General features: G+C 60.3%; 11 protein-coding genes and 1 pseudogene. 4 read left to right on the top strand and 8 right to left on the bottom strand.

Annotation, left to right across the window (positions count from 1 at the left end; all coding sequences use genetic code 11):
- Positions 1-8 precede the first annotated feature (8 nt).
- On the top strand, positions 9-1,343 hold the full coding sequence (locus K5K95_RS22210; protein WP_222586125.1) for an FMN-binding glutamate synthase family protein: 1,335 nt from the start codon (positions 9-11) through the stop codon (positions 1,341-1,343).
- Positions 1,344-1,535: 192 nt separating this feature from the next.
- Positions 1,536-2,850: pseudogene (locus tag K5K95_RS22215) on the top strand (ammonium transporter).
- Between the two features lie 52 nt (positions 2,851-2,902).
- Here the strand turns inward: K5K95_RS22215 and K5K95_RS22220 are convergent.
- Together K5K95_RS22220 and K5K95_RS22225 are read right to left on the bottom strand one after the other, a co-directional pair.
- Positions 2,903-3,946, bottom strand: coding sequence for an LLM class flavin-dependent oxidoreductase (locus tag K5K95_RS22220; protein ID WP_090183080.1), 1,044 nt, complete (start codon positions 3,944-3,946; stop codon positions 2,903-2,905).
- Positions 3,947-4,045: 99 nt separating this feature from the next.
- On the bottom strand, positions 4,046-4,531 hold the full coding sequence (locus tag K5K95_RS22225) for a flavin reductase family protein (RefSeq protein ID WP_222586126.1): 486 nt from the start codon (positions 4,529-4,531) through the stop codon (positions 4,046-4,048).
- A 325-nt stretch (positions 4,532-4,856) separates the two neighbouring features.
- Here K5K95_RS22225 and K5K95_RS22230 point away from each other — a divergent pair, with 325 nt between their 5' ends.
- Positions 4,857-6,263 (top strand): purine-cytosine permease family protein, encoded by a 1,407-nt coding sequence (locus tag K5K95_RS22230; RefSeq protein WP_222586127.1) that lies wholly within the window; start codon positions 4,857-4,859, stop codon positions 6,261-6,263.
- Positions 6,264-7,344: 1,081 nt separating this feature from the next.
- On the opposite strand, the gene K5K95_RS22235 is transcribed toward K5K95_RS22230, so the two are convergent.
- The 5 genes from K5K95_RS22235 to ribBA form a co-directional block, all read right to left on the bottom strand.
- On the bottom strand, positions 7,345-8,499 hold the full coding sequence (locus K5K95_RS22235; protein ID WP_090183083.1) for an ABC transporter ATP-binding protein: 1,155 nt from the start codon (positions 8,497-8,499) through the stop codon (positions 7,345-7,347).
- Between the two features lie 17 nt (positions 8,500-8,516).
- Positions 8,517-9,326 carry an ABC transporter permease gene (locus K5K95_RS22240; RefSeq protein WP_222586128.1) on the bottom strand — a complete coding sequence of 270 codons (810 nt, stop codon included), beginning with the start codon at positions 9,324-9,326 and terminating at the stop codon, positions 8,517-8,519.
- 6 nt (positions 9,327-9,332) lie between these two features.
- Entirely contained in the window at positions 9,333-10,277 is a 945-nt protein-coding gene (locus K5K95_RS22245) for an ABC transporter permease (RefSeq protein WP_222590390.1), read from the bottom strand.
- The gene (locus tag K5K95_RS22250; protein ID WP_208667913.1) at positions 10,274-11,299 is read right to left on the bottom strand and encodes an ABC transporter substrate-binding protein; all 1,026 of its coding nucleotides are present in this window, start codon (positions 11,297-11,299) and stop codon (positions 10,274-10,276) included. The genes K5K95_RS22245 and K5K95_RS22250 overlap by 4 nt, the downstream gene beginning before the upstream one ends.
- Before the next feature lie 274 nt (positions 11,300-11,573).
- Positions 11,574-12,683, bottom strand: a complete 1,110-nt coding sequence (ribBA, locus tag K5K95_RS22255) for a bifunctional 3,4-dihydroxy-2-butanone-4-phosphate synthase/GTP cyclohydrolase II (protein ID WP_222586129.1) — start codon at positions 12,681-12,683, stop codon at positions 11,574-11,576.
- Between the two features lie 70 nt (positions 12,684-12,753).
- Between ribBA and K5K95_RS22260 the strand changes: the two genes are divergently transcribed.
- The gene (locus K5K95_RS22260; protein ID WP_222586130.1) at positions 12,754-13,050 is read left to right on the top strand and encodes a DUF1330 domain-containing protein; all 297 of its coding nucleotides are present in this window, start codon (positions 12,754-12,756) and stop codon (positions 13,048-13,050) included.
- Positions 13,051-13,631: 581 nt separating this feature from the next.
- Here K5K95_RS22260 and ppnN read toward each other — a convergent pair.
- The gene (gene ppnN / locus K5K95_RS22265; RefSeq protein WP_222586131.1) at positions 13,632-15,005 is read right to left on the bottom strand and encodes a nucleotide 5'-monophosphate nucleosidase PpnN; all 1,374 of its coding nucleotides are present in this window, start codon (positions 15,003-15,005) and stop codon (positions 13,632-13,634) included.
- Positions 15,006-15,122 lie beyond the last annotated feature (117 nt).

A 15,122-nucleotide genomic window follows, 5' to 3' on the forward strand; every position in this document is an offset into this window, starting at 1 on the left:
GAACAGACATGAGCGACTCTACCAGCCCAAAAGCAGCCCCGGTATTGCGTGAATCCGCGACCTTCGACCGCCTGACCATTCAGGAAATCCAGCGTGCCGCCGAGACCGGCATCTATGACATTCGCGGCGGCGGTACCAAGCGCAAAGTGCCGCACTTCGATGACTTGCTGCTGCTCGGCGCCAGCGTGTCGCGTTACCCGCTGGAAGGCTATCGGGAGAAGTGCGGCACCGATGTGATCCTCGGCAACCGTTTCGCCAAGAAGCCGATCCACCTGAAGATTCCGGTGACCATTGCCGGCATGAGTTTCGGTGCGCTGTCCGCCAATGCCAAGGAAGCGCTCGGTCGTGGGGCAACCATCGCCGGCACCAGCACCACCACCGGTGACGGCGGCATGACGCCGGAGGAACGCGGGCAATCGCAGCACTTGGTCTATCAATATCTGCCGTCGCGTTACGGCATGAACCCGGATGACCTGCGCAAGGCCGATGCCATCGAAATCGTCCTGGGGCAGGGCGCCAAACCCGGTGGCGGCGGCATGCTGCTGGGCATGAAAGTCACCGAGCGGGTGGCCGGTATGCGCACCTTGCCGATTGGCGTCGATCAGCGCAGCGCCTGCCGCCACCCGGACTGGACCGGGCCGGATGACCTGGCGATCAAGATTGCCGAGCTGCGCGAAATCACCGACTGGGAAAAACCGATCTACGTGAAGATCGGCGCCAGCCGGCCTTACTACGACGTCAAACTGGCAGTGAAGGCCGGGGCGGATGTGATCGTGCTCGACGGTATGCAAGGCGGCACCGCGGCAACCCAGGAAGTGTTCATCGAACACGTGGGGATCCCGATTTTGCCGGCCATTCCACAAGCGGTACAGGCTTTGCAAGAGATGGGCATGCACCGCAAGGTCCAATTGATCGTTTCAGGAGGGATACGCAACGGTGCCGACGTGGCCAAGGCCATGGCGCTGGGCGCGGACGCGGTGGCCATCGGCACAGCGGCGCTGATCGCGCTGGGCGACAACCACCCGCGACTGGATGAAGAACTGCAGAAGATCGGCTCGGCCGCAGGCTTTTATGACGACTGGCAGAACGGCCGCGACCCGGCCGGGATCACCACGCAGGATCCGGAGCTGTCCAAGCGTCTGGACCCGGTGGAAGGCGGACGCCGTCTGGCCAACTACCTGCGGGTGCTGGTGCTGGAAGCCCAGACCATGGCGCGGGCGTGCGGCAAGTCGCACCTGCACAACCTCGATCCCGAGGATCTGGTGGCGCTGACGGTGGAATCGGCCGCGATGGCCCGGGTGCCACTGGCCGGGACTAGCTGGATTCCGGGCTCCGGTTATTGAGTGACAGGATCGTTCCTACGCTCTGCGTGGGAATGCCTCAAGGGACGCTCTGCGTCCCGATTCTGTGACGCAGAGCGTCACGGGCTGCATTACCACGCGGAGCGTGGGAACGATCAAAGCGCCCGAAAGAGGTGCAAATCAGCGCTTGCTCACTGCCCGGCACTTCCCATTTCCTTTGCAGGAGCTTTGAACATGGTCAATCGTCTTCTCGGCAAATCCCTTCTTGGCCTGCTAGCCAGCGGTGCACTCGTGCCGTTGGCACAGGCTGCCGATGCACCCACTTTGAACACTGGCAGCACCGCGTGGATGGTCACCGCCGCCGTGTTGGTGTTGTTCATGTGCCTGCCGGGCCTGGCCCTGTTTTATGGCGGCCTGGTACGGGCAAAAAATATGTTGTCGTTGTTCACCCAGTGCTTTGGCATCGCCGGACTGGTGGGTGTTTTATGGGTGATCTACGGCTACAGCATGGTGGTCGACACCACGGGCATGGTCGAGGGGCAAGTGACCTTCAACAGCTTTGTCGGTGGCTTGAGCCGAGCCTTTCTGGCGGGCATGACCCCGCAGAGCCTGGTCGGCGATATACCGGAAGGAGTGTTCGTGACCTTCCAGATGACCTTCGCCATCATCACTCCGGCGCTGATTGCCGGGGCATTTGCCGAGCGCATGAAATTTTCGGCGGCGCTGTGGTTCATGGCGCTGTGGTTCACCCTGGTGTATGCCCCGGTGGCCCATATGGTATGGGGCGGTTCGGGCGCCTTGATGCATAACTGGGGCGTCCTCGATTTTGCCGGCGGTACGGCGGTGCATATCAATGCCGGCGTCGCGGCATTGGCGGCGTGTCTGATTCTCGGCAAACGCAAGGGCTACCAGAACACGCCGATGCCGGCCCACAACTTGAGCCTGACCATGGCCGGTGCGGGTCGGCTGGTTCGGTTTCAATATCGGCTCCGGCGGCGGCCTCAACGGCACTTCCGGGATTGTCATGCTCAACACTCAATTGGGTGCTTGCGCCGGGATTCTCGGCTGGATGTTCACCGAGTGGTTCAAGGTCGGCAAGCCAAGTGCCTTGGGTCTTGCAAGTGGTGCGCTGGCCGGTCTGGTGGGCATCACGCCGGCGTGCGCCTATGTGGGCGTCGGTGGTGCGCTGGCGATCGGTTTGCTGTGCGGGGTGTTCTGTTATCTGAGCGTCACCGTCCTCAAGCGCCGTTTCGGCTATGACGACAGCCTTGATGTGTTCGGCTTGCACGGTATCGGCGGGATGATCGGCGCGGTATTGACCGGGGTGTTCTGCGTGCCGTCGCTGGGCGGGATGGTCGAGGGCGTGACCATGGGCGCGCAAGTGGTGGCGCAAATCAAGGGTGTGCTGCTGACTACGGTGTATTGCTTCGCCGTCAGCTGGATCATTCTCAAGGTGATCAACGCGGTGATCGGCTTGCGTGCCGATGAGTCGGTGGAGGAGATGGGGCTGGATCTGGCCGAGCACAACGAGCGTGCCTATAACCATTGATGCAGTTGCTGACAGCACAACGCCGGGCCTGAGCCAGCGTTGTGCTTTTTAATCAGCGGAACGCCGGGACCACGTGTTTGATGAACAGCTCCAGGGATTTTTTCTTTTCCGCATGGGGCAGGCTGTTGTCGCACCAGAAGCTGAATTCGTCGACACCCAGTTCCTGGTAATACTTGATGCGCGGAATGATTTCTTCCGGCGTGCCGATCATGGCGGTCTTGTGCAGGCTCTCCAGCTGGAACTCCGGACGCTCGGCGAATTTTTCTTCCGGGCTCGGTGCGAGGAAACCGTTGACCGGTGTTTGCTTGTTGCCGAACCAGGCGTCGAAGGTGCGGTAGAACTTCGAGATCGCCTTGGCGCCGACTTTCCAGCCTTCAGGGTCATCGACGGCGTGGACGTGGGTGTGACGCAACACCATCAGTTGCGGGCGGGGCACGTCGGGGTTGTTGTCCAGCGCGGTCTGGAACTTGTTCTTCAGGTCGAGGACTTCTTCGTCGCCTTTCATCAGCGGCGTGACCATGACGTTGCAACCGTTGGCCACGGCGAAGTTATGGGAGTCGGGGTCGCGAGCGGCAATCCACATCGGCGGGTTGGGCTTCTGGATCGGCTTTGGCACGCTGGTGGACGTCGGAAATTTCCAGATATCGCCGTCGTGGGCGTAGTCGCCTTGCCACAGCGCACGGACCACCGGAACCATCTCGCGCAATGCCTGACCGCCGGAGGAAGCAGGCATGCCGCCGGCCATCCGGTCGAACTCAACCTGGTAAGCGCCACGGGCCAGGCCGACTTCCATACGCCCATTGCTGATCACGTCGAGCAATGCGCATTCACCGGCAACCCGCAACGGATGCCAGAACGGCGCGATGATGGTGCCGGCGCCCAGGTGAATGGTGGTGGTCTTGGCTGCCAGGTAGGCCAGCAGCGGCATCGGGCTTGGCGAGATGGTGTATTCCATCGCGTGGTGTTCGCCGATCCAGACGGTGCTGAAACCACCGGCCTCAGCCATCAGGGTCAGTTCGGTCAAGTCTTCGAACAGCTGGCGATGGCTGACGCTCTCGTCCCAACGTTCCATGTGCACGAACAGGGAAAACTTCATGACGCTTACCTCGGATCTTTTGTTGTCGGCCTGTCGACAGGCTGTTTATCGGAGTCTCGGAATTCGCAATCTACGCAACATATTCTGAGTATTGTCTAATCAGGCGAGCACGGGCAGGGCGCCCATCTTGCCGTGGCAATACACCAGTGGCCCGGCGTTCTGCTGGGGCACGATCAGGTTCTTCACGGCGCCGACCATGATTGCGTGGTCGCCACCCTCATATTCGCGCCACAGTTCGCATTCGATCACCGCCGTGGCGTTTGCCAGAATCGGGTTGCCCAGCTCGCTCAAGGTCCATTCGATGCCTTGGGCCTTGTCTTTACCTTTGCGGGCGAATGCATAGGCTTCGCTTTGCTGGCCGCCGGACAGCACGTGAATGGCAAAGCGTTTGTTCTTGATCAGTACCGGATATGAGTCGGAGCTGTAGTTGGGGCAAAACAGCACCAGGGCCGGGTCCATGGACAACGAGCTGAAGGCGCTGGCGGTCAGGCCGACGATCTGTCCGACGTCATCGAGTGTCGTGATGACAGTGACCCCGGAAGGAAACGAACCCATTACTTGTTTGTAGATGGCGGCATCGATCATGGGACGGTCCTCTGGCGGTGTGGTACGGGTTTTTATGTGTTTGTAGGTCTGATGGTATACCGTAATACATAGTTTGCAAGGGCTTTTTTTGTGGATCGATAAACGTGTGTCATTGGCGTTTCATCCAATGATTACGGGCGCTTTAACGATTAAGTGAGATTTTGTATGACTCCGAATAGCGGCGCAGATCGTCGCAAAAAGACCAGATCAGCCTTGTGAAAAAGTTGGAATACCATAATATGCCTGCCATCTGAGGGGCGGCCCAAGAGCTCCCCCGGTTTGGCTTCATACAAATATAAGATCAGACAAACTCGAGTTCATGCACATGTCCCAGATGTCCCGGCAAGACCCCCTGATCGAGAATCACACGGTCGATTACGTCCCTCTCGCGGAACGCCATGGGAAGGCCCGCGATCTTTTCACTTTGTGGTTCAGCACCAACATTGCGCCACTGCCCATCGTCACCGGTGCGATGGTGGTGCAAGTGTTTCACCTCAATCTGTTCTGGGGGTTGCTGGCCATTGCGCTTGGGCACATGGTGGGAGGCCTGGTGATCGCCCTGGCCTCGGCGCAGGGCCCGCGCATGGGCATTCCGCAGATGGTCCAGAGTCGCGGCCAGTTCGGTCGTTATGGTGCGCTGCTGATCGTATTCTTTGCCGCACTCATCTACGTCGGCTTTTTCATCTCCAACATCGTGCTGGCTGGCAAATCCATCGTCGGCATTGCGCCTTCGGTTCCGGTGCCGGCGAGCATCCTGATCGGTGCCTTGAGCGCCACGGCGATCGGGGTGATCGGTTACCGCTTCATTCATACCCTAAACCGAATCGGGACCTGGGTGATGGGCAGTGCCTTGCTGGCCGGTTTCCTTTACATCTTTGCTCATGACTTGCCGGCCGACTTTTTCACTCGCGGCAGTTTCAATGTGTCCGGCTGGCTGGCGACGGTGTCGCTGGGGATTATCTGGCAGATCAGTTTTTCGCCTTACGTGTCGGACTACTCGCGTTACCTGCCCGCCGACATCGGGATTGCCCGTCCGTTTTTTGCCACTTATCTGGGGGCAACCCTGGGTACCATTTTGTCTTTTAGCTTTGGTGCAGTCGCGGTTTTGGCGACGCCGGAAGGCACTGAAGCGATGGCGGCCGTGAAGCAATCCACCGGTTGGTTGGGGCCTATTTTGATGGTGTTGTTTCTGCTCAATATCATCAGCCACAACGCCTTGAATCTGTATGGCGCGGTGCTGTCGATCATTACTTCGATCCAGACGTTTGCCAGTCAATGGACGCCGAGCATCAAGGTGCGTGTGGTGTTGTCGAGTGTGGTGCTGACGGGCTGCTGTGTGGTGGCGTTGGGGGCTTCGGCGGATTTCATTTCGCAGTTCATCGGGTTGATTCTGGCGTTGTTGCTGGTGTTGGTGCCTTGGGCTTCGATCAACTTGATCGACTTTTATCTGATCAAGCGTGGGTGTTATGACATTGCTTCGATTTTCCGTGCGGATGGCGGGATTTACGGGCGGTTCAATTGGCATGCGATTGTGGCGTATTTCATCGGGATTGTTGTGCAGCTGCCGTTTGCCAATACGTCGTTGTATGTGGGGCCTTATGCCAATCTGGTGGACGGTGCGGATTTGTCCTGGTTAGTGGGGTTGGTGGTGACGTGTCCGCTTTACTATTGCCTGGCGACGCGGGGGCAGGTGCAGGTGGGCAGGGTTTCGCGGTTGGGGTTTGCTGACTGATTACGTTGGTTGTTTGGTCTGGAATGCCCGGCTTTGGTCGGGCGTTTTTTTTGGTCGTGTACATATCCGTTGTTTTGGTAATGGCTGCTATTGGTTCCGCCCTGACGGCGGGTTACTTGGAAGAGCGCCAAGTAACCAAGCGCTTGCGCCCCTGACGTACGGTGCCTCGCTGTGGCTCGGCATTCCCTCACTCCGGTCCTGCTCCGTGGGCCCGCCGCCATCGGCCATCCATGGCCGGGGGCGGCTAACCCGGCATCCATGCCGGGTTGCCCACTGCGCAGAACCTGCGTTCGGCCTTCCGACGGGGCAGATCAAGATCAAGATCAAAAGCGGAAGGCGAGCTAACGCTCGGCCTGATGAGTGGTGAGAAGCCAGGGTGTACACCGTCAAAATGTGGGAGTGAGCCTGCTCGCGATGAGGCCCTGTCAGTCGGCGGTGATATTGCCTGTAATGCCGCCATCGCGAGCAAGCTCGCTCCCACAGGTATTGAGTCCATCCGGCAAAGCCAGGCTGGCCGGAAGGTCATCTCGCGGTTTGATGTTGATCGTTCCCACGCTCCGCGTGGGAATGCATCCCGTGACGCTCCGCGTCACCATCGCGCAAGACTCAAGCCTGGTGTCGACAGCGGAACGCAGAGCGTCCCCGGCGGCATTCCCACGCGGAGCATGGGAACGATCAGGACGCGCAAGCGTTGAGCAAACAGGTCGGCCCGCAGGCCGCCTCGTTTTGGCTTTGGCAGTGCACGCCCCCTCGTGAGGCCGAGCGCAGGTTCTGCGCAGTGGGCAACCCGGCATGGATGCCGGGTTAGCCGCCCCCGGCCATGGATGGCCGATGGCGGCGGGCCCACGGAGCAGGACCGGAGCGAGGGCATGCCGAGCCTTAGCGAGGCACCGAACGTCAGGGGCAAAAGCGCTTGGTTACTTGGCGCTTCTCCAAGTGACCCGCCGTCAGGGCGGAACCAATATCCGCCATCACAAAAAAAACGGATATGCCCCCAACCAAAACCAAAAAAAAAGGGCCACCACAACCCGACGTTGCAGCGACCCGAGGGTGACGCTATGTAATACGGCCCAGCCGAAAATCAATGCGCCCCGGCAGCCTTGTTCAAATCACTCTCAGCCCACTCGGTATACACACACGCATCCGCAGTAGCCCAACGCACACGAACCGGATCCCCCGTCTTGAGCGGCATACCCGCAGCAGACAGCGCCTTCACAGTCATCGAAGTCCCACCCAGCGTCTTGACGGTGCATGTCTGGCTCTCACCCAGAAACAACACCTCACCGACAATCGCCGACACCTCATTCCAGCCCGCCGCCAGAGGCTCCCGAGCTGCTTGCTCAACACTCAGCGCCAACGCCTTCTCCGGACGCACCATCAGCAGCACATCCTGATCGATCTGCAACCCGGCAGTCAGGCGAATCGACAGCGACTGCCCTTCAAACGAAGCCACCGCGTTGCCCTGAGCCTTGAGCTTGAGGAAGTTCGAGTTACCGAGGAACGACGCGACAAACGCATTCGGCGGGTTCTGATACAGATCAAAACCACTGCCCAGCCCGACGATCTTGCCATGGCTGAAAATCGCAATGCGCTGAGACAAACGCATGGCTTCTTCCTGATCGTGGGTCACGTAAACAATGGTGATGCCCAGGCGCCGGTGCAGCTGGCGCAGTTCGTCCTGCAAATCTTCACGCAGTTTCTTGTCGAGCGCGCCGAGCGGTTCGTCCATCAGCAAAATACGGGGCTCATACACCAGCGCTCGCGCAATGGCGACCCGCTGCTGCTGACCGCCGGAGAGTTGCGAAGGGCGACGATGGGCGAACTGTTCCAGTTGCACCAGCTTGAGCATCGCATCGACCCGACGCTCGCGCTCGGCGGCGGGCAGCTTGCGGATGGCCAGCGGGAACGCGATGTTGTCGCGTACCGACAAGTGCGGGAACAGCGAGTAACGCTGGAACACCATGCCGATGTCGCGCTTGTGCGGCGGCACGTTGACCAGCGATTGGCCATTGACCAGGATCTCGCCGCTGCTCGGGGTTTCGAAGCCGGCGAGCATCGACAGCGTTGTACTTTTACCGGAGCCGCTGGAGCCGAGGAAGGTGAGGAATTCACCGTCCTTGATGTCCAGCGAGATGTCGTCCACGGCGGCAAATTCGCCGTAGTACTTGTTCAGGTTGCGCAGGCTTACCAGGGGTTGGTCACTGTGTTGCGCGGAATCTTTGATCACTGCACTCATGTCGTACTCCTGGGCGCTCAGGCGCTGATTTCATTGCGCCGGCGAACGGCGGCGGCGATCACCATGACCAATACCGAGAGGCCGATCAGCAACGTCGAAGCGACGGCGATCACAGGCGTCAGGTCCTGGCGCAGGGTGGTCCACATTTTCACGGGAAGGGTTTGCAGGGTCGGGCTGGCCATCATCACGCTCAGCACCACTTCATCCCACGAGACAAGGAAGGCGAAGAGGGCGCCGGCCACCATGCCCGGACGAATGGCCGGGAAGGTCACCTTGAACACCGCTTGCAGGCGCGAGGCGCCGCAGATCACCGCCGCATCTTCAATCGACTGATCGAACAGCTTCAGCGAGTTGATGATCGAGATGATGGTGAACGGCAACGCGACGATCACGTGGCTGACGACGAAGGCAAACATCGTCCCGGTATAGCCGAGCTTGAGAAACAGCGCGTACACCGCCACGGCAATGATCACCAGCGGCACGATCATCGGCAGGGTGAACAGGCCGTAAAGCATTTCCCGACCCGGGAAGCGTCCGCGCACCAGTGCAAACGCGGTGGGCAAGCCCAGCGCCACGGCGAAGAAGGTGGTCAGGACCGCGACCTTGAGGCTGGCCACGGCGGCGTTCATCCAGTCGGCATTGGAGAAGAACTGGCCGTACCACTTCAGCGTCCAGCCCGGTGGCGGGAACACCAGCCACTGGGAGGAGCCGAAGGACAGCAGCACGATGAACACGATCGGCAGCAGCAGGAACAGCGCGATCAGCCCGGTCGTGAAATACAGGCCGAGGCGCATGCGCCGGCTCATGGCATTGGGAGTCAGTAGCATGATGGCTTACCTCGCGTTGCTGGCGCCAACCGGGGATTCCGGCTGAAGCTTCAGGTAGAAGTAGAACAACACCAGCGTGATCACGATCAGCAACGCGGCACCGGCGCTCGCCAGGCCCCAGTTGAGGAAGGACTGCACCTGTTGAATGATGAACTCGGGCAGCATCATGTTCTGCGCACCACCGAGCAAGGCCGGGGTGACGTAGTACCCGAGCGACATCACGAACACCATCAGTCCTCCGGAAAACAGCCCCGGCCGGCACAGCGGCAGGAACACCCGGAAGAAGTTGGTCCAGGGACTGGCACCGCAGATCGAACCGGCTTGCAGGATCATCGGATCGATGGCCTGCATGGTCGCCTGCAGCGGCAGGACGATGAACGGGATCATGATGTAGCTCATGCCAATCACCACGCCGGTGAGGTTATGCACCATCTCCAGCGGCTGATCGATGATGCCCATCGCCATCAGCGCCTTGTTGATCACCCCGGAGGCTTGCAGCAACACCAGCCAGGAATAGGTGCGGGCGAGGAGGCTGGTCCACATCGACAACAGCACGATGTTGAGGATCCAGCGTCCCCAGCCACGCGGCACCAGGGTGATGGCCCACGCCAGCGGGAAACCCAGCAGCAGACTGAACAGCGTTACCAGGCCGGCCACGGAGAAGGTGTTGAGCAAGACCCGGGCATACGCCGAGTTGGCGAACAGCTGCTCGTAGTTGCCAAGTCCCGGAACGGGTTCCAGCACACCACGCAGCAGCAGGCCGATCAACGGCGCCAGGAAGAACAGGCCCAGAAACAGCAGGGCCGGAATCAGGTTGCTCGCACCACGCCAGCGCTGCGCCATGGACGCAGATTGCTTCGGCACAGCGGCCTTGCCGGGAACCGCCCCGGCAGCGCCAGCGGCGCTCCCGGTCTTCGTTGCTGGAGAGGAAGCTGTTGCCGCCATTTTCATTTGACCAGCCATTCGTTCCACCGTGTCGCGATGGCCGGACCGTTCTTGGCCCAGTACGCGAAATCAAGAGTGATTTGATCCTTGGCGTAGGCGGTCGGCAGGTTAGGCGCCAGCACTGAATCCAGGCGTGCCACGCTGTCGACGTTGACCGGCGCATAGGCGGTCAGGTTGGAGAAGTCGGCCTGTCCTTTGGCGCTGCTCGCGTTGGCCAGGAACTTCATGGCCGCTGCCTTGTTTTTAGTGCCTTTAGGCACGACCAGGATGTCGGCCATGACCAGGTTCTGCTTCCAGCTCACACCCACCGGCGCGCCGTCTTCTTGCAGGGCGTGAATCCGGCCATTCCAGAACTGGCCCATGCTCGCTTCACCGGAGGCCAGCAACTGTTGCGACTGTGCACCACCGCCCCACCAGACGATGTCTTTCTTGATGGTGTCGAGTTTCTTGAAGGCGCGGTCCAGGTCCAGTGGATAGAGCTTGTCGGCAGCCACGCCGTCGGCCAGCAGTGCCAGTTCGAGCACGCCTGGGCTTGGCCATTTGTAGAGGGCGCGTTTGCCGGGGTAGGTCTTGGTGTCGAACAGTGCGGACCAGTCCTGAGGTTTGCTGGCGCCGAGCTTGCTTTCGTTGTAGCCCAGGACAAAGGAGAAGAAGAACGAACCGACGCCGTAATCGGAAACAAATCGCGGGTCGATTTTGTCGCGCTGGATCACCGAGAAATCGAGGGGTTCGAGCAAGCCTTCGGAGGCGGCGCGCAGGGCGAAGTCGGCTTCGACGTCAACCACGTCCCATTGCACGTTGCCGCTTTCGACCATGGCTTTGAGTTTGCCGTAGTCAGTTGGACCGTCCTGGACCACCGTGACGCCGCTGGCTTTGCTGAACGGATCGGCCCAGGCCTGCTTCTGCGCATCCTGGGTGCTACCGCCCCAACTGACGAAGTTGACGCTTTCAGCCGCAATGGCCGCGTGACTGACCGTGGCCAGTAAACCCGCGAACAGTACTGCGGTTGCACGTTTGTTCAACACCATTTTCACGCCCTCATTTGTTGTGTTTTTGAGCGGGCTTGGTAATGCCCGCCTATCGGGAGCAGTAGGTCCATCTGGCCTCTAACGGCGACCGTGCCAAGGGCTGTTATTGGTGCTTTCCCTGTCGGGGGCACTTGGCTGAAGCGTCCGGTCTATGGAATATCATATTATGGTATTCCAAACTTTGTGCAAGCACTTTGCCTTACCGGCCATCAGCCAAAAGCGGGTTTTTTTCCGTCAGGCCGCGCTGTGGTGGCGACCTGCGACGCGTCTGCGCTTATCCGGTGAACGGAATGCTCTCGACGACCTCCAGGTCGTAACCGGTCAAGCCTGCGTATTTGAGCGGCGGGCCGAGGTGACGCAGCTTGCCCACGCCGAGGTCTTGCAGAATCTGTGCCCCGGTCCCTACTTCAGAATAGATGCGCGATTGCGAACGGCTGAACTGACGGGGTGCCTGGGTTAATTGTGGCACTCGTTCGAGCAAGGCCTGGGACGATTCATGATTGGCCAGCACCACCACCACGCCGCAACCTTCGGCCGCCACCCGTTGCAAGGCTGCCCATAACGTCCAGTTGGAAGGGCCGCTGTATTCGGCGCCCACCAGGTCGCGCAACGGGTCGATTACGTGCACGCGTACCAGCGTCGGTTCGTTGCGTTGCGGGTTGCCCATGACCATCGCCATGTGAACGCCGCCTTCGATGCGGTCTTCAAACGTAATCAGGCGGAAAGTGCCGTGCACCGTGGGCAGCTCACGCTCACCGATTCGCACCACGGTGTGTTCAGTGCTGAGGCGATAGTGGATCAGGTCGGCGATGGTGCCGATCTTGATCCCGTGCTTGCGCGCGAAGATTTCCAGGTCGGGGCGTCGCGCCATGGTGCCGTCGTCGTTCATGACTTCGACGATCACCGAGGCGGGCGTGAAGCCGGCCAGGCGGGCAAGGTCGCAGCCGGCCTCGGTATGCCCGGCGCGGGTCAGCACGCCGCCTTCCTTGGCGCGCAATGGAAAGATGTGGCCTGGCTGCACCAGGTCAGCCGGTACGGCGTCGGCGGCAACGGCTGCGGCCACTGTCCGTGCGCGGTCGGCGGCAGAGATGCCGGTGGTCACGCCGACGGCGGCCTCGATGGAGACGGTAAACGCGGTGCTGAACACGCTGCCGTTGCTCGGCACCATTTGTTCCAGTCCGAGCCGCTGGCAGTGATCGTCGGTCAAGGTCAGGCAGATCAGGCCGCGAGCTTCTCGCGCCATGAAGCTGATTGCTTGCGGTGTGCAGCAGTCGGCGGCGAGCAGCAGGTCGCCTTCGTTTTCCCGGTCTTCATCGTCAACCAGCAGCACCATCTTGCCGAGTCGATAGTCTTCGATGATTTCTTCGATGCTGTTGAAGGCCATGTTGGGTTCTCAGTGTTTGGCGGGAATATAATGTGGTATACCATAATACAAAATAAACCGAGAGGTCACTATGAAGGCGTACTGGATTGCTCATGTCGATGTCACCGATCCCGATCAATACAGCCAATACACCCAGCGGGCGCCGGCGGCTTTTGCGTTGTACGGGGGGCGGATGTTGGCCAGGGGCGGGCGTAGCGAAGCGATGGAGGGCCGGCCGACGCCGCAACGCAGTGTGGTGATTGAATTTGATTCGTATGAGCAGGCGCTGGCCTGCTATCACAGCGAGCAGTATCAGGAGGCGAAACGGCACCGTGAGGGCGTGGCACGGGCTGAGGTCATTATTGTCGAGGGTGTGGCGCCGGTTTGATTATGTGGATGTACCCAGGACCATTGTGGGAGTGAGCCTGCTCGCGATGGCGGCCTGGTAGCCGACCATTTTCTTTTGGGTGTACATATCCGTTTTTGTGGTCGCGGCGGCTATTGGTTCCGCTTTTACAGCGGGTTACTTGGAAAAGCGCCAAGTAACCAAGCGCTTTTGCCCCTGACGTTCGGTGCCTCGCCAAGGCTCGGCATGCCCTCGCTCCGGTCCTGCTCCGTGGGCCCGCCGCCATCGGCCATCCATGGCCGGGGGCGGCTAACCCGGCATCCTTGCCGGGTTGCCCACTGCGCAGAACCTGCGCTCGGCCTCTCGAGGGGGCGTGTGCATCAAGATCAAGAGCTGCAAGCGAGCTACCGCTCGGCTTGTTGAGTGGTGAAGGGCAAAAGCGTTGCGTCGATCTGCTTTGTGTAGGAGTGAGCCTGCTCGCGATGGCGTACTGACAGGCGACAGAGAGCTCGGAGGCAGTGCCTTCGCACGCAAGTAAACCGCCGCAGCCTCTTGCAGAGGCAATTGCGGCAGCTTGTCAGTTCGTCGGTTGTCGTTCCCGCGCTCGCGCGGGAACGGTTTTATCAAGCGACGACTTGATAACACGGCACATAGGCCGCGCCACCCGGGAGTTTCATCCGGTGTTGGGCCACAAACGCCTTGAGCAGTTGGTCCAGCGGTTTCATTACGCCGGCGTCGCCACGGATCTGGTAAGGCCCGTGTTTTTCGATCAAGCGGATGCCTTTGTCCTTCACGTTACCGGCGACGATGCCGGAGAACGCCCGGCGCAGGTTGGCTGCCAGTTCGTGGGCTGGCAGGTCGCGGCTGAGTTTGAGGTTGGCCATGTTTTCGTGGGTCGGGTCGAACGGGCGCTGGAAGCCTTCGTCGATTTTCAGCAGCCAGTTGAAATGGAAGGCGTCATTGCGCTCGCGGCGGAATTGTTTGACCGCTTTGAGGCCTTGAGTCATGTGCCGGGCGACTTCAGCCGGGTCGTCGATGATGATTTGGTAATGTTGCTTGGCCGCTTCACCCAGCGTTGCGCCGACGAACGCGTCCAGTTGTTCCAGATACGGCGCTGCATGTTTCGGCCCGGTGAGGACCACGGGGAAGGGCAGGCCAGCGTTGTCCGGGTGCATCAGGATGCCCAGCAGGTACAGGAACTCCTCGGCCGTGCCGGCGCCGCCCGGGAAAATGATGATGCCGTGGCCCACACGGACGAACGCTTCCAGGCGTTTTTCGATATCCGGCAGAATCACCAGTTCGTTGACGATCGGGTTTGGCGCTTCGGCGGCGATGATGCCCGGCTCGGTCAGGCCCAGGTATCGGCCGCCGTGGATGCGCTGCTTGGCGTGGGCGATGGTGGCGCCTTTCATCGGGCCTTTCATCACGCCGGGACCGCAACCGGTGCAGATGTCGAGGCTGCGCAGGCCCAGTTCATGGCCGACTTTCTTGGTGTATTTGTATTCTTCGGTGTTGATCGAGTGGCCGCCCCAGCACACCACGATTTTCGGCTCGACACCGGGGCGCAGGGTGCGGGCGTTGCGCAGCAGGTGGAATACGTAATCGCTGATGCCCTGGGAGTTGCTCAGGTCGATGCGCTGGCTGTCGAGTTCGTTTTCGGTGTAGACGATATCGCGCAGGGCGCTGAACAGCATTTCCCGGGTACTGGCGATCATTTCGCCGTCGACGAAGGCGTCGGCCGGGGCGTTCAGCAGTTCCAGGCGCACGCCGCGGTCTTGCTGGTGGATGCGGATTTCGAAGTCTTTATAGGCTTCAAGGATGGTCTTGGCGTTATCAACATGGGCGCCGGTATTGAGGATGGCCAGGGCGCACTGGCGGAAGAGGGTGTAGATGCTGCCGGATCCGGCTTCACTCAGTTGCTGGACTTCACGTTGAGAGAGGGTTTCCAGGCTGCCTTTAGGGCTGACGGAGGCGTTGATTACATGGCGTTGGGTCATTCAATGATCCTTAAAACGATGACATTCATACAGGCAAATGGCATCCGAATAGTATGTATCCATGAAAGAAGATGGCACGAACTGCGCTGTATCGCCATTTCCCCGTTTAACGATGAA

This window comes from Pseudomonas sp. DR48, assembly GCF_019823085.1.
Classification (GTDB): Bacteria; Pseudomonadota; Gammaproteobacteria; order Pseudomonadales; family Pseudomonadaceae; genus Aquipseudomonas.

Excerpts from the sequence above, each read along its gene's own strand:
- ppnN (WP_222586131.1), bottom strand. The coding sequence starts at position 15,005 with ATGACCCAACGCCATGTAATCAACGCCTCCGTCAGCCCTAAAGGCAGC.
- K5K95_RS22240 (WP_222586128.1), bottom strand. The coding sequence starts at position 9,326 with ATGCTACTGACTCCCAATGCCATGAGCCGGCGCATGCGCCTCGGCCTG.
- K5K95_RS22250 (WP_208667913.1), bottom strand. The coding sequence starts at position 11,299 with ATGGTGTTGAACAAACGTGCAACCGCAGTACTGTTCGCGGGTTTACTG.
- K5K95_RS22235 (WP_090183083.1), bottom strand. The coding sequence starts at position 8,499 with ATGAGTGCAGTGATCAAAGATTCCGCGCAACACAGTGACCAACCCCTG.
- K5K95_RS22210 (WP_222586125.1), top strand. The coding sequence starts at position 9 with ATGAGCGACTCTACCAGCCCAAAAGCAGCCCCGGTATTGCGTGAATCC.
- K5K95_RS22225 (WP_222586126.1), bottom strand. The coding sequence starts at position 4,531 with ATGATCGATGCCGCCATCTACAAACAAGTAATGGGTTCGTTTCCTTCC.
- K5K95_RS22230 (WP_222586127.1), top strand. The coding sequence starts at position 4,857 with ATGTCCCAGATGTCCCGGCAAGACCCCCTGATCGAGAATCACACGGTC.
- ribBA (WP_222586129.1), bottom strand. The coding sequence starts at position 12,683 with ATGGCCTTCAACAGCATCGAAGAAATCATCGAAGACTATCGACTCGGC.
- K5K95_RS22260 (WP_222586130.1), top strand. The coding sequence starts at position 12,754 with ATGAAGGCGTACTGGATTGCTCATGTCGATGTCACCGATCCCGATCAA.
- K5K95_RS22220 (WP_090183080.1), bottom strand. The coding sequence starts at position 3,946 with ATGAAGTTTTCCCTGTTCGTGCACATGGAACGTTGGGACGAGAGCGTC.
- K5K95_RS22245 (WP_222590390.1), bottom strand. The coding sequence starts at position 10,277 with ATGAAAATGGCGGCAACAGCTTCCTCTCCAGCAACGAAGACCGGGAGC.